Source organism: Gibbsiella quercinecans (genome assembly GCF_002291425.1).
Lineage (GTDB): Bacteria > Pseudomonadota > Gammaproteobacteria > Enterobacterales > Enterobacteriaceae > Gibbsiella > Gibbsiella quercinecans.
The window spans coordinates 4,580,776-4,597,847 of the sequence record NZ_CP014136.1; the positions used below are offsets into that span (position 1 = coordinate 4,580,776).

At 55.9% G+C, this 17,072-nt stretch carries 18 protein-coding genes and 1 tRNA gene; 6 read left to right on the forward strand and 13 right to left on the reverse strand.

Annotated features, from left to right (window positions below):
* Positions 1 to 34 precede the first annotated feature (34 nt).
* Entirely contained in the window at positions 35 to 1,111 is a 1,077-nt protein-coding gene (ompA, locus tag ACN28Q_RS20845) for a porin OmpA (protein ID WP_095848095.1), read from the reverse strand.
* A 358-nt stretch (positions 1,112 to 1,469) separates the two neighbouring features.
* A complete protein-coding gene (gene sulA, locus ACN28Q_RS20850; protein WP_095848096.1) occupies positions 1,470 to 1,976 on the reverse strand; it encodes an SOS-induced cell division inhibitor SulA in 507 nt (168 codons plus the stop codon).
* A gap of 230 nt (positions 1,977 to 2,206) precedes the next feature.
* Here sulA and ACN28Q_RS20855 point away from each other — a divergent pair, with 230 nt between their 5' ends.
* Positions 2,207 to 2,866, forward strand: coding sequence for a TfoX/Sxy family protein (locus ACN28Q_RS20855; protein WP_095848097.1), 660 nt, complete (start codon positions 2,207 to 2,209; stop codon positions 2,864 to 2,866).
* Here the strand turns inward: ACN28Q_RS20855 and yccS are convergent, their stop codons facing one another.
* Both yccS and ACN28Q_RS20865 read right to left on the reverse strand, forming a co-directional pair.
* Positions 2,867 to 5,002: a YccS family putative transporter gene (yccS, locus tag ACN28Q_RS20860; RefSeq protein WP_095848098.1), complete on the reverse strand. Its 2,136-nt coding sequence runs from the start codon at positions 5,000 to 5,002 to the stop codon at positions 2,867 to 2,869. It abuts the gene before it with no gap.
* 23 nt (positions 5,003 to 5,025) lie between these two features.
* Positions 5,026 to 5,478: a YccF domain-containing protein gene (locus tag ACN28Q_RS20865; protein WP_095849128.1), complete on the reverse strand. Its 453-nt coding sequence runs from the start codon at positions 5,476 to 5,478 to the stop codon at positions 5,026 to 5,028.
* Positions 5,479 to 5,637: 159 nt separating this feature from the next.
* Between ACN28Q_RS20865 and helD the strand changes: the two genes are divergently transcribed.
* Positions 5,638 to 7,692 (forward strand): DNA helicase IV, encoded by a 2,055-nt coding sequence (gene helD, locus ACN28Q_RS20870; RefSeq protein ID WP_095848099.1) that lies wholly within the window; start codon positions 5,638 to 5,640, stop codon positions 7,690 to 7,692.
* 39 nt (positions 7,693 to 7,731) lie between these two features.
* On the opposite strand, the gene ACN28Q_RS20875 is transcribed toward helD, so the two are convergent.
* Both ACN28Q_RS20875 and ACN28Q_RS20880 read right to left on the reverse strand, forming a co-directional pair.
* Complete coding sequence (locus tag ACN28Q_RS20875) at positions 7,732 to 8,190, reverse strand: methylglyoxal synthase (RefSeq protein WP_095848100.1); 459 nt, start codon at positions 8,188 to 8,190, stop codon at positions 7,732 to 7,734.
* A gap of 109 nt (positions 8,191 to 8,299) precedes the next feature.
* Positions 8,300 to 8,974, reverse strand: coding sequence for a DUF2057 family protein (locus tag ACN28Q_RS20880; RefSeq protein ID WP_095848101.1), 675 nt, complete (start codon positions 8,972 to 8,974; stop codon positions 8,300 to 8,302).
* 221 nt (positions 8,975 to 9,195) lie between these two features.
* Between ACN28Q_RS20880 and ACN28Q_RS20885 the strand changes: the two genes are divergently transcribed.
* On the forward strand, positions 9,196 to 9,612 hold the full coding sequence (locus ACN28Q_RS20885) for a CoA-binding protein (RefSeq protein ID WP_095848102.1): 417 nt from the start codon (positions 9,196 to 9,198) through the stop codon (positions 9,610 to 9,612).
* A 92-nt stretch (positions 9,613 to 9,704) separates the two neighbouring features.
* Here ACN28Q_RS20885 and hspQ read toward each other — a convergent pair whose 3' ends face one another.
* Together hspQ and rlmI are read right to left on the reverse strand one after the other, a co-directional pair.
* Positions 9,705 to 10,022, reverse strand: coding sequence for a heat shock protein HspQ (gene hspQ / locus ACN28Q_RS20890; protein ID WP_095848103.1), 318 nt, complete (start codon positions 10,020 to 10,022; stop codon positions 9,705 to 9,707).
* A gap of 60 nt (positions 10,023 to 10,082) precedes the next feature.
* Positions 10,083 to 11,273 carry a 23S rRNA (cytosine(1962)-C(5))-methyltransferase RlmI gene (gene rlmI, locus ACN28Q_RS20895; RefSeq protein ID WP_095848104.1) on the reverse strand — a complete coding sequence of 397 codons (1,191 nt, stop codon included), beginning with the start codon at positions 11,271 to 11,273 and terminating at the stop codon, positions 10,083 to 10,085.
* A 96-nt stretch (positions 11,274 to 11,369) separates the two neighbouring features.
* On the opposite strand from rlmI, the gene yccX reads away from it, so the two are divergent.
* A complete protein-coding gene (yccX, locus tag ACN28Q_RS20900) occupies positions 11,370 to 11,648 on the forward strand; it encodes an acylphosphatase (RefSeq protein ID WP_095848105.1) in 279 nt (92 codons plus the stop codon).
* Between the two features lies 1 nt (position 11,649).
* On the opposite strand, the gene tusE is transcribed toward yccX, so the two are convergent.
* Together tusE and yccA are read right to left on the reverse strand one after the other, a co-directional pair.
* Positions 11,650 to 11,979: a sulfurtransferase TusE gene (gene tusE, locus ACN28Q_RS20905; RefSeq protein ID WP_095848106.1), complete on the reverse strand. Its 330-nt coding sequence runs from the start codon at positions 11,977 to 11,979 to the stop codon at positions 11,650 to 11,652.
* Between the two features lie 112 nt (positions 11,980 to 12,091).
* Positions 12,092 to 12,751: an FtsH protease modulator YccA gene (gene yccA, locus ACN28Q_RS20910; RefSeq protein WP_095848107.1), complete on the reverse strand. Its 660-nt coding sequence runs from the start codon at positions 12,749 to 12,751 to the stop codon at positions 12,092 to 12,094.
* 276 nt (positions 12,752 to 13,027) lie between these two features.
* Between yccA and ACN28Q_RS20915 the strand changes: the two genes are divergently transcribed.
* Positions 13,028 to 13,115, forward strand: a tRNA-Ser gene (locus ACN28Q_RS20915).
* 71 nt (positions 13,116 to 13,186) lie between these two features.
* On the opposite strand, the gene ACN28Q_RS20920 is transcribed toward ACN28Q_RS20915, so the two are convergent.
* Both ACN28Q_RS20920 and ACN28Q_RS20925 read right to left on the reverse strand, forming a co-directional pair.
* Positions 13,187 to 13,651, reverse strand: a complete 465-nt coding sequence (locus ACN28Q_RS20920; protein ID WP_095848108.1) for a helix-turn-helix domain-containing protein — start codon at positions 13,649 to 13,651, stop codon at positions 13,187 to 13,189.
* Positions 13,652 to 13,790: 139 nt separating this feature from the next.
* The gene (locus tag ACN28Q_RS20925; RefSeq protein ID WP_095849129.1) at positions 13,791 to 14,366 is read right to left on the reverse strand and encodes a helix-turn-helix domain-containing protein; all 576 of its coding nucleotides are present in this window, start codon (positions 14,364 to 14,366) and stop codon (positions 13,791 to 13,793) included.
* Between the two features lie 67 nt (positions 14,367 to 14,433).
* Here ACN28Q_RS20925 and ACN28Q_RS20930 point away from each other — a divergent pair, with 67 nt between their 5' ends.
* Complete coding sequence (locus ACN28Q_RS20930; protein WP_095849130.1) at positions 14,434 to 15,351, forward strand: DMT family transporter; 918 nt, start codon at positions 14,434 to 14,436, stop codon at positions 15,349 to 15,351.
* A 32-nt stretch (positions 15,352 to 15,383) separates the two neighbouring features.
* Here the strand turns inward: ACN28Q_RS20930 and rutG are convergent, their stop codons facing one another.
* Entirely contained in the window at positions 15,384 to 16,703 is a 1,320-nt protein-coding gene (gene rutG / locus ACN28Q_RS20935; RefSeq protein ID WP_095848109.1) for a pyrimidine utilization transport protein G, read from the reverse strand.
* Between the last annotated feature and the right edge of the window lie 369 nt (positions 16,704 to 17,072).

Sequence of the window (17,072 nt, forward strand, 5' to 3'; positions counted from 1 at the left end):
CGCAGCGCGGGGTTTTTTACTAATCAGCGGTAACTTAAGCCTGAGGCTGGGTTACAACGTCTTTGATGCCTTTAACTTCGATCTCTACGCGACGATCTGGAGCCAGACATGCGATCTGTGCTGCGGTAGCGCGGCCAGATTTGTAGCCACAGGTGTTGCCGGTAACTGGGTCAGATTCGCCCATACCGCGTGCAGAGATTTTGTCTGCAGGGATACCTTTGGATACCAGGTAATCAACAACGCTTTGAGCACGTTGAGTTGACAGTTTCTGGTTGTACTGTTCAGAACCAACGGCATCGGTGTAACCCAGAACAACTACGGAACCGTCTTTAGGATCCAGAGAGCTCAGCTGGGTGTACAGTTGATCCAGTGCCTGTTGGCCTTCTGGTTTCAGCGTTGATTTGTTGAAGTTGAACAGCACGTCAGATTTCAGCGTGAAGTGTTTGGTTTCAACAACTGGTGCTGGTGCTGGAGCAGGAGCTGGTGCTACTGCTTCGTCCTGACCAAAGCGGTATGCAACGCCCAGGCTCAGCATGCTGTTGTCTGGACGAGCGCCAACGGTACCAGCGTCACCAATGTTGTTAACCCATTGGTAGTCCAGGCGGGTTGCCCAGTTTTTGGTCAGAGCGTATTCAACACCCACTGCTGCCAATGGAGAAACACCGGTGTCGTGATTGCTCAGGCGAGTACCATTGCCGTAGTTGGCTTTGGAGTCTGCACGCCAAACCATACCACCCAGACGGGTATAAACGTCCAGTTCATCGGTGATTGGGTAGCTCAGTTTAGCTGCCAGTTGAACGCCCTGTGCTTTGAAAGCACCATTGTTCACGCTGCCTTTGTAAGGCATACGGCCAAGCCAGTCATAGCCCAGCTCGAAGCCCAGGTATTGGTTCGCTTGGTAACCCAGGAATGCGCCTGCGCCCAATTGGTTTTCATGGGTAGGGCCATTACCGATACGGTTATCATAACCATTACCGTAGAAACCGGTATCATGATACTGGGACCAGCCCAGTTTAGCACCAGTGTACCAAGTATCATCTTTTGGGGCGGCTTGCGCTACGGTAGCGAAACCAGCCAGTGCCACTGCTAATGCGATAGCTGTCTTTTTCATTTTGCGCCTCGTTATCATCCAAATAGGCAATGAGCTTTAAAGCTATTTTAAGCCCTTGGTTAAATTCCTTCGCCAAGGTTTATGCCCTCGTTTGTTACTCTGCCAGTTTTTCTGGCGTTATAGAGCAACCTCGGCGATGTAAAGTCTACAACGTGGCGCGAAAGTTACAAGTGTGATGTGATAAAGCTCTAAAAAAAAACAGCGAATTGTACATATTTGCTGACAATTGGCAGCGAAAAAGTTGGTTGTTTTTTACACTCTAAGGTGTGTGGAGCCGCAGCCGATCACGCTTTGTTGGCTGTCCCCCGGGGATGCTTCCCCCGGAGGATAAAAATGATGGGAAAACTCCTAAATTTACTTAATGATACAAAGAAGAGTGAATTTTTAGCGTGGAACACTGTCCCTGAAGCAAATTAATGTCACGCTGAGGGCGCATAATGAACCCGTAAGCGTTTCCTGAAACCGCCGCCCGTGACAATCTCAACCGATCTTGCTCGTTCAATTCCGGTAACCAACCCAGCACCACACTGTAGTTTCCCGTCAATAATGCTTTTTCCATTGCTTCAACCGTAGCGGTTGGCGTGATCTGGCTAAGCTGCACCACTTTCCCGACCGGCAGACCGGATTGCTGTAGCCAGCGTTTGCTGAGTTTTTGCTGTGGCGTGAGCCACAGCAGCCAGCGCGACTGCAGGCCAAGCTGTTGCAATAGCGGCAAAAGGAGCTGCACCACGGCGGGTTGCTGTTCGCTGTAGACCAGTTCACTGATAAGACCATTTTCTTTACCGTTGCTGGTGCTGTTTACCGCGGAATCCGCCGCATAAGCCGTGTAGCCGAAATGGGGTTGGTGAAATGATTGAGTACGCATAAAAGTATCCCGCCCGTAGTATTGCTGTATGGATATACAGTATATGCATCAGTGGTGGAAATCAACTCAATTTTTCGTGACGCGCCGCATATCTGCGATCGTTTTTTGTGCATGCCCAATTTGTGATTGGCAGGGGGAGGGAACCTGCGTATTTTCCATAATTAGTTGTTCGCGTTACGTTTATTGCATTATGGAATGACTTGCATACGATTTATTAAAGGGAGTTATATATGAAAAGCAAAAATGCAGCCAGAACGGCACAGGCGAAGGCTATTTTTAGCGTATTAGGGAAAATCACCACGCGCTCTCAGTTCGGGGGGTATGGTTTGCTGGCCGACGGCATCATGTTCGCCATTATTGCCGAAGGGGAACTGTATCTCCGTGCGCCTGGCGATTTAGAGGCTGAGTTTCGCTCGCTGGGGATGGAAAATATGGTCTATTCCAAACGGGGGCTCCCCATCACGATGCGTTACTATTGGGTGGATGATGCGCTTTGGCAACGGGAGCGGGAACTTCTGGCGTTCGCCAGCCGGGCGATCGTGGCCGTCAGAAAAAATCTTCAGCCGCCAAATCACGCTTTTGCTCGGTTAAAAGATTTGCCGAATATTGATATTGCCATGGAGCGCGCTCTGTGGCGGGCCGGGATCCGCACCGTGTATCAACTGCGCCTGATTGGGGCGCAAGAGGGGTATTTGTTGCTGCAACAGCAGCAACAAAATCTGGGGCTGAAAGCGCTACTGTCGCTGGCCGGCGCCATTGCCGGCTATCATCATGCCGCATTGCCGGCTTCGATCCGCCGCGAAATGCTCAGTTGGTTTGACAGTATTGCCACAAGACCAGGAGTGCAACGTGCGGCGGCCGTCCGTGGCCCTTTGCCGCGCCGCGAATAATTATTGAACTTTGCCTATCTGTGCATTCAACGCCGTCAATTCGGGCAACAGTTCAATCACTAAGCCTATTTGCTGTAATACCAACTGCTCTTTGCTTTCCGGCTCAGGCGACAATGCCTGGATACGGTTGGAAAGCGCACTCAACGCTTGGGCGACACGTTGGTTATCCTGCGGTGCCTGATGCAACGCGTCATCGACATAACACACGGCATCGTTAAGCAGATCCAAAATGTCCGTGTTCTCCAGGCGTTCACGGTGTGCGCCCAGCGCCGAGATGTAGCTCAACAGCGTGTGGTTCAGGCACAGCAGGCGGAAGGCCGCATCCTGCAGCGTTTTGTCCGCTTTGGGATCCGCAGCCATATTGGAAATCACCGAAGCCAGTTCCGCGTCGCTATTATGCGCATCGCGGCGTGCGATACGGTAGGGCAGGCTATTGTCTTTCCCCTGGTGGTACTGCACCAGAATAGCATCCAGGTAGCGGCAGTCGGCAGTCAGCGTTTTGCTGACCACCATCGGCAGTTGGCGGAACTTCCAGTCCGGCCAGATAAAGCTGACGGCGGCCCAGGCAATCGCACAGCCTAAAAGCGTGTCATAGACCCGCGGGGCGGCCACTTCATACCCCTCACCTAACAGGTTGAAGCACAGCAGCACCAGCAGCGTAATAAACATGGTGGCGTGGGCGTACTGGACGGTGCGGAAAGCAAAAAACAGCACGCCGCTGATGACGATAAGGATCAACTGGCCTTCAAGGGAAGGCACAAAATACAGTATCGGCAAGCCAAGCAGAATACCTGCCAGGGTGCCGATAATGCGCAGCGCCAGCCTGCGCCGGGTGGCATTGTAGTTGGGTTGGCAGACGAACAGGCTGGTCAACAGGATCCAGTAGCCGTGGTGCATCCCGGTAAACTGTATAAAGGCGTAGCCGGCACACAATACCACGGACATCCGGATGGCATGGCGGAACAGCGCTGATTGGGGCGTCAGGTGGCGGCTGATGCGCAGGCGAATATTGCTCCAGCCGGTGATGCGGTCGTCTGAAAGGCTGTTTTCTTCCGTCTGGCCATTCGCTATCACCTGTTCGGATTCGATGTTGGCCAACTGTGCATCAATCGCGCGCAGGTTTTTCAACAGGTGGGACAGCGCTTTGGCCAGTTCGCGATTTTCCTGCGTGATGGTAATGCGCGCCAGTGCTTCTTCAATACGGGTAAACGCCGGTTCAAAACGCACGTTATGCTGGTATTTTTGGCGCAGCAGTATCGACTGTGCTAACTGGCGGCAAGCCGCGGCCTGCATGGTCAGTAGCCGCTGAAAGCGGAACAGAATGTCGCTATGGCGGAACTGCTGGCTAAGCGCCTGGTAAAGCACGTGGGAAGAGCTGGCCCGCTCGTGGATATCCTGGGCGACAAAATAGTAATGCAGTGTCCGGCGCGTGCCGCGTTGGCCGCGGTCGCCTTTTAGCCGCGTCAGCAGAGAGGCTTTGGTCTGGTTAAGCGTGGCGACAAGGGAACTGTTGGCCATCGCCAGTTCCATCCACGGCAGATCTGCGTCGCGTTCGGCGTCGGGATCGAACAGGTTGGCTTTGGCCTCCAGGTAGTTGGCCAGTTGATCATAGCAGCGCGCCAGATTTTCCTGCAGCGGCCGGATCGGGAACAGCAGGTGGCCTATCAGCGTCAGCAGGTTGTACCAGACGGCACCAATCACCAGCAGCAGCGGCTGTAGGTACCAGGTGCCGTACATTGAGGTGCCCAACATGGTGTAAACCGCGATCAACAACGCGCCAAAGGCGATGGTGGCATAGCGCTGCCCAAGCGCTCCCAGCAGGATAAAACCGCAGGTCGAGATGGCTAAGCCCAGCGCAAACAGCCAGGGGTAAGGAAACAACAGTTCAATAGAAGCCGAAGCAACAAAAAAACAGAACAGGGTGATGGCCAGGTTCAACAGCCTGCCGGCCAGGCGATCGTCTAGGTCGGTTAACGCGGCGGCAACCACACCGAGCGTCAGCGGGATGGTCAACGTTGGGATGCCCAACCACCATGGCACAGCCGCCGCCCCTGCCAGTGAAAGAAAAATTCGCAGGTTATAAAGCAAATTGCTGTTGTACGTGTAACGGCGCATCACGGGTGCTAAAGCGAGCACAAAAAACCCCTGGCAGAGAAAAGTTAACGTTGTTGATACTGGCGGCGGGCATTTTCATTTCTTGCCTGCTGGGCCATTTCTACAGAGACTACGCGGCGCCCAACGGGCCAAAGCGCAATCGCGGCAATCTTGAAGTTGGCGATCCCGACCGGGATACCGATGATGGTCAGGCATTGGGCGATGCCCGCAGCAATATGCGAAAGGCACAGCCACCAGCCAAACAGAATCAGCCAGATGATATTTAACAGTGAGCCGCTTGCGCTGAGCAGCGCGTTGCTTTTTTCAGGGTATAATTCGTTGACGTGAATGGCTTCATTCCCATAAGGCAGAAATGAAAGCTTGGTGATCTCCCAGCAAGAACGGGTGAGGGGCAGGGTGATGATCAGCACGATGCTGAAGAAAGTGGCAACCAGCCAGCCCAGGGTGGTAAAGAAACCACCTAATACAAAATTAAGAATGTTCAGTACAGTACGCATAATCGTCATTCTGCTCTAATGATAGCCAAACCGCAGGGCGGGTGCGTTGTGATGGTAACATCGGGCCTATTCTACCCTTTTTTTAGCGCTAGAGCGCCACTGCTTAACGCAGGTAAACGGGTAATTATCTAATTCTCAACTGAGTCATGGCGCGACGATATGGAACTTAAAGCGACATCGCTGGGCAAGCATCTTGCTCAGCACCCTTACAACCGTGTGCGGTTGCTGCATGCCGGCGTTGAGGTGAGTGGTGAAAAACACGAATACCTGATCCCGTTTAATCAGTTGATTAACATCCGCTGCAAAAGAGGGATTGTCTGGGGCGAGTTGGAGTTTGAACTTCCCGACGAAAAAGTGGTGCGTTTGCACGGCACCGAATGGCAGGAGACCCAGCGTTTCTATCACTACCTGTTGCAATCCTGGCAACAGTGGAGCAGCGAGATGAGCGCCGTTTGCGCCAAGGTACTGCAGGAGCAGGTGGCGCAAATAGCGCGCATTGAGCAACAGGACCGCTGGTTTAACGGTGCGGAGCTTGGCAAGTTGCAACAGCAAATCCGCCAGGCGTTCGGCGCGCTGCCCATGCCGATCGCCAGGTTGGAAGCCTTTGATAACTGCCGGCAAGACTACCAAACATGCCAACAGTGGCTACAGCATGGCCCGCAAAGCGTTGCCCGCCGCAATCAGCAGTGGGTCGAGCGCATGCTGGCGGAACATCAGGATTTCTTCCAGCAGGTAGAGACTTCGCCGCTGAATGCCTCGCAGAGCCGTGCGGTAGTTAACGGTGAAGAGTCCGTGTTGGTATTGGCCGGCGCCGGGAGCGGTAAAACCTCGGTACTGGTTGCGCGTGCCGGCTGGCTACTGCGCCGCCAGGAAGCGGCGCCGGAGCAAATCTTGCTGCTGGCTTTCGGCCGCCAGGCGGCGCAGGAAATGAACGAACGAATCAAACAACGCCTGGGGGAAACGGCGATCCAGGCGAAAACCTTCCATGCATTGGCGCTGCAGATTATTCAGCTGGGCAGCCGCAAAGCGCCGGCGATCAGCAAGCTGGAAACCGATAGCAAGGCTCGCCGGGCGCTGTTGATCTCGCACTGGCAGCAGAACTGCGCCGAAAAAAAGGCCCAGGCCAAAGGGTGGCGGCAGTGGTTGGTCGACGAGCTTGAATGGGAGGTGCCGGAAGGGGACTTCTGGCAGGATAAACGCCTGGCCGAACGGTTGGCCGGGCGGCTGGAACGTTGGCTGGGGCTGATGCGGATGCACGGCGGCAGCCAGGCCGAGATGATCGAACAGGCGAATGAGGAAGTCCGCGATCTGTTCGCCAAGCGCATTCGCCTGATGGCGCCGCTGCTCAAAGCATGGAAAGGCGCGTTGAAGGAAGAGGGCGCAGTGGACTTTTCCGGGCTGATACACCAGGCGGTGAACATCCTGGATAAGGGGCGTTTCATCAGCCCCTGGAAGCATATTCTGGTCGATGAGTTCCAGGATATTTCTCCGCAGCGAGCGTTGCTGCTGGCGGCATTGCGCAAACAGAACAAACAGACCTGTCTGTTTGCCGTTGGCGATGACTGGCAGGCTATTTACCGCTTCAGCGGCGCAGAATTGGCGCTGACGACGGCCTTTTCCCACAACTTCGGCGAGGGGGCGCAGTGCGCGCTTGATACCACCTACCGTTTTAACGAGCGTATCGGTGAGGTGGCGAATCGTTTTGTACAACAGAACCCGCATCAGTTGAAAAAACCGCTCAACAGCCTGAGCAAAGGCAATAAGAAGTCGGTGGTGATCCTGCCGCAGGAGCAGTTGGAAAACCTGTTGGATAAGCTGAGCGGCTATGCCAAACCGGACGAACGCATCCTGATTTTAGCGCGTTACCACCATCTCAAGCCGGACGTGCTGCAGAAGGCGGCGACGCGGTGGCCGAAGCTGAACATCGAGTTTATGACCATCCATGCCAGCAAGGGGCAACAGGCCGAGTATGTGATCATCACCGGGCTGCATGAGGGAAATGACGGTTTTCCGGCGGCGGCGCGGGAGTCGGTGTTAGAAGATGTCTTGTTGCCGCAGCCGGAAGATTTTCCGCATGCAGAAGAGCGGCGCTTGCTGTACGTGGCGCTGACCCGAGCAAAACATCAGGTATGGCTATTGCAGGATCGTGAGCGCCCGTCGGTCTTTGTTGAGCAATTGCATAACATTGGCGTGCCACTGCAGAAAAAACCGTAACCGGCCGGCGTGGTGGAATACCAGGCCGCCGGGCACCGGTTATTGCAGGCGGTTTTGCAGATAACGCTGGTAGTCGGGGATAGCGATTTCCACTTCGCGGATAAACAGCGTAGAGGCGATCAGGAAATCCGCCGTGGAGCGGTTGGTCGCCACCGGAATATTCCAAACCGTCGCCAGGCGTAGCAGCGCCTTCACGTCAGGATCGTGCGGGACGGCGTTCAGCGGGTCCCAAAAGAAAATCAACATATCGATTTGCCCTTCCGCGATCAGCGCGCCAACCTGCTGATCGCCCCCCATTGGGCCACTCATCATACTCTTGACCGGCACCCCTGTGGCGCGCTGAACCAGATTGCCGGTGGTGCCGGTGGCATACAGCTGGTGCTGCGCCAATGTCGTTTGGTTGTCTTCAACCCACTGAAGCAGCGCCTGTTTGCAGTGATCGTGCGCCACCAGCGCAATGTGCTTGCGAACGGCGATGGTGCGGGTGGTCATTTCCATGTTGATGTCCTTTGCTGAGCGGAGGTGAGCGACAGGTTACTGAAACTGTTTTTCTCTGCCTAGCATTTAGCGCTGAAAATATGAAGAGTGCACGGATTCAGATAAGAAATCAGGGCGTTTCGCGGTTTTCAGTATACTGATTGGCCCAACGCAGAAAGCGTTTTTGGGTATCCCGATCGGCCTGCTGAAACCAGTATTGCAACATTTGCTCTGAAACATAGGCTTCTTTCAGCGTGATGGATTTTTGCCCCGGGGGCGTTACGCCTGGCGGTGGAATGGGCGTGCTGGCGCGAAGGTGGGCGAAGGCCGGCACCGAGGCGGCGTGCTTCTGGCCATTGTATGCGATCATGGTTTTTTCCAGATCGGCGCCCGGATTGGCCGCCAGCTTGTCGTTTTTGGTTGCCAATTTTTTGCCGCTGTCGTCGACGAGCTGATAGTTTAATGCATGATTGAACTGCAAGCCGTCGCGTGCGCTGTCAATGCGCGGCAGTTCAAAGCTGACCATGCGGGTGTTGTGTGCGTTAAACGTCACGATCAGGGGTTGTGAGGTGTAGGTGATCGGCCCGTGCGAGCTTGACGTGACCGTTTTGACCACTTTGAATAATAGTTGGTGCTCTCCGCTGTCCAATTCCAGGCTATCGGCGCCTTTCAGGAGCGAGCCGGTCATTTGTCTGCCGTCAACCACCAGCAGATCGATATCCGGGGAAAGTTTTAGGGTCGTCGCTACGGCAGGCGCACTGAGCCATAGGCTAAGCAGCCCCGCAACCACCAGACCAAATTTCATTATTATCTCCTTGTGTAAGGGAACATGGCATAGTGTCGGGCACAAGGGATAGTGTGTCAAAGTATTTCATTTATATTACAATTTTCACACTTTTACATAACTACCGCCTTTTGGCATCGGATCGGCAGGGTGGGGTTAGCAAAGCCAGTGCAGCTGCCGTTTGAGCGCTGAAGGGTTACACTTGGCTTATGGGGATTTCTTTATTCAATCAGGAGTCGATCATGCAAGACCATGAAATTGCAGCACTGTTGCAAGAAACCAAAACCATCGCTCTGGTTGGCGCCAGCGATAACCCGGCGCGGCCAAGCTACGGGGTGATGGCCTATCTGCTGCAGCAAGGCTACCAGGTTATCCCTGTCAGCCCGAAGCTGGCGGGGCAAACGCTACTGGGGCAACCGGTTTATGCCACGCTGGCGGCGATCCCTCAACCGGTGGATATGGTGGATGTGTTCCGCAATGCCGAGGCGGCCTATGGGGTGGCGCAGGAGGCTATCGCCATCGGCGCCAAAGCGCTGTGGTTACAGATTGGGGTTATCAATGAGGCGGCCGCGGCGCTGGCAAAAGAGGCCGGGCTTGCGGTGGTGATGGATCGCTGCCCAAAAATTGAAATTCCGCGCCTGGGGTTGGTGCGTGCGTAAGGGCCGGCACCCGTGGCGGATAGATAAATAAAGAGGGCCCGGCGAATGGCCGGGCCCTGATGGCTTGTGTGCGATGAAACGGCGCAACGCGCTTAGTTGCGCAGGCGCGGCGCTTGCAACTGGTGGCGGATCGACTCGGCCAGCTCATCCAATGAAGGCTGTTCCGGATGGGCATCCGGGTACTCGCCCGAGAGCTGCGCCTCTGCCAGATAGGTATGCACCGGCTGCCCCTCTTCATCCTCAATCACGACATGGTACCAGGGAGCTAAACGCAATTGGTCGTTTACCGCGATCTCACCGGCTTTCGGCTGAGCCAGTGAGTATTCCGGGTCGACATCAATTATGACCCCCAGGCAGCCCAGCAGCTTGTGTCGAACCTGTTGCCCGATGCCAAATTTACTGGTAATCATGACGTCCTCCTGAAAAAGTGCTTTGCTCTATATATGTGGGCAAAAGCGGGCGATTTCAAGTTACATCACGCGGCAGGCAAACCCTTTCAGATACAGGCCTTCCGGATAGGTGGCGATCACCGGGTGATCGGCCGCCTGGCGGAACTGTTCGATAAACTGCATATCACAGCCGGCATCCAACGCGGCATCGGCCAGGATTTTCTGAAACAGGTCAGTCGGCATCAGCCCGGAACAGGAGAAGCTCAGCAAAATGCCCCCCGGATTCAGCAATTGCATGGCCAGCATGTTGATGTCTTTGTAGCCGCGGCATGCGCTCGCCAACTGATTCTTGTTTTCGACAAATTTGGGGGGATCCATAATGATCAGATCGAATTTTTCCCCTTGTGTGCGGTAGTTGCGCAGCAGTTGGAACACATCGTCACGCACAAACTGAGCACGCTGCAGATCCAGGCCGTTCAATTCGATATTTTGCCTGGCGATATCCAGCGCTGCCTGTGAGGTGTCAACGCTGATCACCTGTTCGCAACCGCCCATCAGCGCAGAAACGGCGAAAGCGCCAGTATACGAGAAGCAGTTCAGTACGCGGCGCCCGGCGGAATAGTTACGCGCGGCCAGGCGGCTGTCCCGCTGATCGAGATAAAAGCCGGTTTTATGCCCTTGCTGAATATCTACCAGCAGTTTCATGCCGTGTTCCGTAATCGGCAGCAGCGCCGGCGGCAGTTCGCCCAGCACAGGCCCCTGCGCCAGCGGCAATCCTTCTTTTTTCCGCACGGCAACGTCGGAACGATCGTAAATGGCGCAATCGGGGTAACAGTGCTGCAACGCGGCAACCAGCGCGTCACGCTGATATTCGGCACCGGCAGACAGCAATTGTAGCACCAGGAAGTTCTGGAAACGATCGATGGTGATGCCCGGCAAACCATCGGATTCGCCGGCGATCAGGCGGTAGCCATTCAGGCCATCGCGTTTCGCCACCCAGTCACGCCAGCCTTGCGCTTGTTGCAGGCGGCGGATAAAAAACCCGGTGTCGATGGCTTCATCTTGTTTGAATGTCCAGACTCGGGCGCGGATTTGCGATTGCGGCGAATAGGCGCCACGCGCCAGCCATTTGCCCTGGTTATCGCAAATATCAATGGTTTCGCCAGAAAAGGCTTTCCCTTCAATACGTTGCACTGCACCTGAGAAGATCCACGGGTGACGGCGGAGTAGGGATTTTTCACGGCCTTTGGCGAGAAACAGACGTACGGTCATAATTAAGTATGCAGCCAACTAGGTAAAAAGAACGGCATACCTGTGGTAAAACATAGGCATGCCATAACAAGTACGATTACAGCAAAGGAGCCGATTATGACACAAATTTGTATTGCCGCGTACGCCTATGGCGTTGTGCAAGGGGTAGGGTTTCGCTACAGCGTCCAGCAGCAGGCGACGGAACTGGGGCTGACCGGCTATGCCCGTAATTTGGACGACGGTAGCGTAGAGGTGGTGGTGTGTGGCGACGCGGAGCAGGTCGACCAATTGACGATCTGGTTGAAAAACGGCGGGCCGCGCAACGCTAAAATCGAACGTCTGTTAGTAGAGCCGCGCGGCATAACGGCGTATTCAGGGTTCAGCATCCGCTATTAAGCTAAATGCATTTGACCGGTTTGGGCAGGCCGGCGATTTTCGTCGCCTGTTTGGCCGGGCCTTTCGGGAACAGGCGATAAAGGTAACGGCTATTGCCTTTTTCCTCACCGTATTTTTGCGCCATCGCCTTCACCAACATCCGGATCGCCGGCGAAGTGTTAAACTGCTGGTAGAAATCGCGCACGAATCTGACGACTTCCCAATGGGCTTCCGTCAGTACGATGTCTTCCTGGGCGGCCAATATCGGCGCCAGCTCCTCGTGCCAGTCGGCGCTGTTCTTCAGGTAGCCTTGCGCATCTGTAGCGATAATCTGGCCTTCAAACTCCAACATACTGCCTCGTTAACGGGTAATTCATCACGCCCGGCAGTCTAGCAAATTTTGCCGCCGCCAAAAACAAAGCCCCGCTCGGGTGAGCGGGGCTTTATGCCGTACAAGCCGGTTATCAGTTGCTGCGGGCAAAGCCCAAGATGCTCAACAGGCTGATAAACATGTTGTACAGCGAAACATACAGGCTGACGGTAGCGCGAATGTAGTTGGTTTCGCCGCCGTGAATAATGTTGCTGGTTTCCCACAGGATGGCGCCGGCGGAGAACAGGATAAACAGCGCGCTGATCGCCAGGTGCAGCGCCGGGATTTGCAGGAACAGGTTGGCAATCACCGCAACCAACAGCACAACGAAGCCGGCCATCAGCATCCCGGACAGGAAAGACATATCCTTGCGCGTCGTCAGCACGTAGGCAGAGCAGCAGACGAACACTAGCGCGGTGCCGCCCAGTGCGAGCATGATCAGATCGCCTGCGCCGCTGCCGATAAAGGAACTGAGGATAGGCCCCAGCGTATAGCCCATAAAGCCGGTCAGGGCGAAAGCCGCCAGAATGCCCGCCGGGCTGTTAGCCAGTTTGTGGGTCAGGAACATCAGGCCATAAAAGCCGACCAGCATCAGCAGCAACCCTGGCGCAGGCAGGCCAAGCAGGGTGCTGGCGGTGGCGGTCAGTGCGGAAAAGGCCAGCGTCAGCGAAAGCAGGAAATAGGTATTACGCAAGACTTTATGCGTACTAAGCAGCGAGCCACGCGAGGAGGATGAGACGATAGTGCGGTCCATAATGATCTCTCTTATCAGGTCATCACAAAATTAATCACGATGATAGGCAGTGCAAGCATTTGATTAAAGTTTGTTTACCAATCTTTACCGTTAGTTATCATTGTGGCAACCCAACGAAAAAGCACGATGTTGTTCACCCTTTCGGGGTTCCCGGCCGGTAGCCGCGATCATCATGGCAAATGGGCGTAATTGCGCCGGGTGTGCTGGTTTTTCGTGCGGTTGAACGTGGGCAGTCTTTACAAGTGGATCTGCTATGTTTATAGTGCGCTTCGTTACGGAGGGGTGGCCGAGTGGCTGAAGGCAACGGTCTTGAAAACCGTCGACGGGAAACCGTTCCAGAGTTCGAATCTCTGCTCCTCCGCCATATTTTAGCCCCAGGCTTATCGCAAGCCTGGGGCTTTTTTGTATCTGCCGGTTAACGGCGGGGCGCTTATGTCACAGTTGTTTGAGCTTTTGCGCCAGGCGCCGCGTTTGCCAGCGTTGCAACGCATCGCGCAGCACCAGCGTGCGGGCGGCGCGCATGACCAACCCCAGCCCGATGGCGCCGATCGCCCATAGCGACCACCAGTATTGCGGCTGGGTAATGCCGTTAATGGCCAGCAGGATCAGGCTCAAGATCACAAAGCGTAATAGCTTGCTCAATAGCAGGCCTTCGTTTTCTACCCGGCGTCGGGCTGCTAATTCCGCTGCGCTCCAGGCCGTTTGTTCTGGCGCCTGGCGGGTAAGATCGCACACCTGCATCCCGAGTGCTGCCGCAATGGCGCCGAGCGTTTCCAGGCTGGCCTGGTGGCCATTCTCAATGCGCTGGATAGTCCGGGTGCTGAGCCCTGCGATAGTGGCCAGCTGTTCCTGCGACCACCCTTTGGCTAAGCGCAATTCCCTTATGTTGTAGTGTTGCATGGCATACTCCTGACTGAATAGCGGCGGCGTTCCCACGGCGGAACCGTTGCCGTGCTGTACCGGTTGAAAATAACCATGAGTGTAACCGCTGATGATTAATCGGCCACGACAGCAAGGTGACACCCAGGCGACAAGCCGCTCAGAACGTGACGTTGCGGATAAACCGCAGCAATTGGCCGCTGTTATTACAATAGGCGTATTGCTGATTGCTGTTGAATACGTGGGTTTCACCACGGCACAGCGTCAGAGTGCGGTTTTCCAACTGCAGCGTCAGTATGCCTTCCAGGACGTAGAGGATTTCATGCCAGCCTTCGGCATCGGGAACGGAATCATAGCGCTCGCCCGGCATCAAAGACCATTCCCATAGCTCCACCCGGTGATGCGCCGGCACGCTGGCGCTGAGCTGCGCTTGGCTTTGCGCCTCTTTGCCTTGCCAGGCCAGCTCGCCGACCAAAAAATCGCCGCGTGCTTCCGGCGCCTGGATCAGGTGGCTGAAGGAGACGCCCAGCGCTTCCGCCAGTTTATCCAGCACTGCCAGGCTAACGTTGCGATCCCCGGCTTCGATACCGGCCAGCATGCGGCGGCTAACGCCGGAAAGCTCCGCCAATGCCACCTGGCTTAACCCCGCCTGGCGGCGATAACTGCGCAAGTTACTGCTTAGATATTGTAGAACCTTGGGCGGTTCGTGATTACCATTGTGCATTATATTGCTCATTTGCAGGCTTTGCCCCATACTGGCAACAGTTGTGCATTATATTGCACTCTGTATGAAGGGCAATACTGTGGCGGTGGTAAAAAAATCCTCTATTCCAAACCTGTTTCTGACTATCCGGCCTCAAGAAGCGATACTGATCTTCATTACGATGATCTGGGGCGGGACTTTTCTGGTGGTCCAGCATGCCATGCTGGTGAGCGGCCCCTTCTTTTTTGTCGGTCTGCGCTTCGGCGCCGCGGCCCTGGCGTTGCTTTTGTTCTCGCTAAAGGCGCTGCGTGGGCTGACGTGGTATGAGCTGCGGGCCGGCGTGTTTATCGGCATTGCCATCATGTGCGGCTACGGCCTGCAAAGCGTGGGCTTGCAAACCATCAGCAGCAGCCAGTCGGCCTTTATGACGGCGATGTACGTGCCTATCGTCCCGCTGTTGCAGTGGCTGGTGCTCGGCCGCTTCCCCGGCATTATGGCGTGGCTGGGGATCCTGTTGGCGTTTACCGGGCTAATCTTGTTGGCCGGGCCGGATGGCACTTCGATTTCTCTGAGCTTTGGCGAAATAGCCACCTTGGTCAGTGCGCTGGCGGTGGCGGCGGAAATTATCCTGATCGGCGCCTTTGCCGGCAAGGTTAACATCAAGCGGGTCACCATTGTGCAACTGGCCACCGCGTCGTTGCTGTCATTCTTGATGATGGCTCCCGCCGGTGAGCGCCTGCCAGCGTATTCCAACTATCTGCTGTATAGCTCGGTGGGCTTGGGCATCGCTACTGCGCTTATTCAGTTGACCATGAACTGGGCGCAGCGCAGCGTTTCGCCAACGCGCGCCACGGTGATTTATGCTGGCGAACCGGTATGGGCGGGGATCGTCGGCCGTATTGCCGGTGAACGCCTGCCGGGCGTGGCGTTGCTGGGCGGCGTGCTGATTGTGCTGGGGGTGATCGTCAGCGAATTGCGCCTGCGCCGCAAGGCCAAAAAGGCGATTGTGGCGGAGTAGGGCGGCGGCAAGCGCACGCCCTAACCTCTCTTTTAACGTGTTGAACCATCGGCCAACGGCAATATTTTGCGGTTGCGCAACAGCGCATTGAGCAGAATGGCGCCGAAGGTCGCGGTGCCGATCCCACCCATGGTGAACCCGCCGATACTCAGCGCAAAGTCGCCAGCGCCCAGCACCAGCGTGACTGCCACCATAATCAGGTTGCCGTTATCGCTTAAATCCACTTTGTTTTGCACCCAGATGCGGGCGCCCGCAACAGCGATCAGCCCGAAGACCACCACGGAGGCGCCGCCTAACACTGGGCCGGGGATGGTGTGGATCAATGCGCCAAATTTGGGCGAGAAGCCGAGCACGATAGCCACGATCGCTGCAGCGACGAACACCAGCGTGGAATAGATTTTGGTGACCGCCATCACGCCGATATTTTCCGCATAGGTGGTGACGCCGGTGCCGCCGACCGAGCCCGACAGCATGGTCGCCAACCCGTCGCCCACGAAGGCCCGGCCGATGTAGGGATCCAGGTTTTGCCCCGTCATACCGGCGACGGCTTTAACATGGCCAAGGTTCTCCGCCACTAAAATCACGGCGACAGGGGCCAGCAACAGCATGGCGTGGGCGTCAAATGCTGGTGCGGTAAAGGTTGGCAGGCCAAACCAGGCCGCCTGACTTAGCGCAGTGTAATCAATGGGTTTACCAATCCCCAAACCATTAGTGACGACGACATACAGCAGGTAGGCGACGATCAGCCCAACCAAAATCAGCAGCCGCTGCATCAATCCGCGGGTAAAAACCGCCACTGAACCAATGCACAGGATGGTGACGACCGCCATCCAACTGTCAAAGCTTGACGCGGAGACGCTGCGCACGGCGATTGGCGCCAGGTTAAGGCCAATCGCCATCACCACTGCGCCAGTGACGACCGGCGGCATCAGGCGCTCAATCCAGCGCGTTCCAACGCTCATGACAATAAAGCCAATCACGGTATAAAGCAGGCCGCAGGCGATAATACCCCCCAACGCCAGTGCGATATTGGGGTTGGCGCCCTGGCCGCTGTAGCCGGTAAGTGCGATGACCAGCCCGACAAACGCCGCGCTGGAGCCCAAATAGCTGGGCACCCGGCCACCGACGATCAGGAAGAACAGCAGGGTGCCGACACCCGACATCAGGATTGCGAGGTTGGCATCGAAGCCCATCAGCAATGGCATCAGTACCGTGGCGCCAAACATCGCGACGGCATGCTGTAGCCCCATTACCAGCGTGGGGCCGAGCGGCAGCCGTTCGTCAGGTGCGACCACCGTGCCATCGAGATTACCTTGCTTGATACGCCATGTGGGGAACCAGGTATTCGCCATTGTCATCTCCAGAGTGTGTGGTTTGCATGAAATGCGGTTTGACAGCCCCTCACCCCAGCCCTCTCCCGCGGGGAGAGGGGGAGTATCGTGCCTGCATGAAACTCCGCCTGTTACCCTTGTCGCCGCACTGCTCCCTCTCCCATGAGGAGAGGGTTGGGGTGAGGGACGTTATGAAACTCCGCCTGTTACCCTTATCGCCGTACTGCTCCCTCTCCCATGGGGAGAGGGCTGGGGTGAGGGACGGTATGAAACCCCGCCGATTACCCTTATCACCGCACTGCTCCCTCTCCCATGGGTAGAGTGTTGGGGTGAGGGGCGGCATGAAACTCCGTCCGTTACCCTTATCGCCGCACTGCTCCCTCTCCCATA

Bases quoted from the DNA above. Each gene is read 5' to 3' on its own strand.
- ompA (WP_095848095.1), bottom strand. From the start codon at position 1,111: ATGAAAAAGACAGCTATCGCATTAGCAGTGGCACTGGCTGGTTTCGCT.
- sulA (WP_095848096.1), bottom strand. From the start codon at position 1,976: ATGCGTACTCAATCATTTCACCAACCCCATTTCGGCTACACGGCTTAT.
- ACN28Q_RS20855 (WP_095848097.1), top strand. From the start codon at position 2,207: ATGAAAAGCAAAAATGCAGCCAGAACGGCACAGGCGAAGGCTATTTTT.
- ACN28Q_RS20865 (WP_095849128.1), bottom strand. From the start codon at position 5,478: ATGCGTACTGTACTGAACATTCTTAATTTTGTATTAGGTGGTTTCTTT.
- helD (WP_095848099.1), top strand. From the start codon at position 5,638: ATGGAACTTAAAGCGACATCGCTGGGCAAGCATCTTGCTCAGCACCCT.
- ACN28Q_RS20875 (WP_095848100.1), bottom strand. From the start codon at position 8,190: ATGGAAATGACCACCCGCACCATCGCCGTTCGCAAGCACATTGCGCTG.
- ACN28Q_RS20880 (WP_095848101.1), bottom strand. From the start codon at position 8,974: ATGAAATTTGGTCTGGTGGTTGCGGGGCTGCTTAGCCTATGGCTCAGT.
- ACN28Q_RS20885 (WP_095848102.1), top strand. From the start codon at position 9,196: ATGCAAGACCATGAAATTGCAGCACTGTTGCAAGAAACCAAAACCATC.
- hspQ (WP_095848103.1), bottom strand. From the start codon at position 10,022: ATGATTACCAGTAAATTTGGCATCGGGCAACAGGTTCGACACAAGCTG.
- rlmI (WP_095848104.1), bottom strand. From the start codon at position 11,273: ATGACCGTACGTCTGTTTCTCGCCAAAGGCCGTGAAAAATCCCTACTC.
- yccX (WP_095848105.1), top strand. From the start codon at position 11,370: ATGACACAAATTTGTATTGCCGCGTACGCCTATGGCGTTGTGCAAGGG.
- tusE (WP_095848106.1), bottom strand. From the start codon at position 11,979: ATGTTGGAGTTTGAAGGCCAGATTATCGCTACAGATGCGCAAGGCTAC.
- yccA (WP_095848107.1), bottom strand. From the start codon at position 12,751: ATGGACCGCACTATCGTCTCATCCTCCTCGCGTGGCTCGCTGCTTAGT.
- ACN28Q_RS20920 (WP_095848108.1), bottom strand. From the start codon at position 13,651: ATGCAACACTACAACATAAGGGAATTGCGCTTAGCCAAAGGGTGGTCG.
- ACN28Q_RS20925 (WP_095849129.1), bottom strand. From the start codon at position 14,366: ATGAGCAATATAATGCACAATGGTAATCACGAACCGCCCAAGGTTCTA.
- rutG (WP_095848109.1), bottom strand. From the start codon at position 16,703: ATGGCGAATACCTGGTTCCCCACATGGCGTATCAAGCAAGGTAATCTC.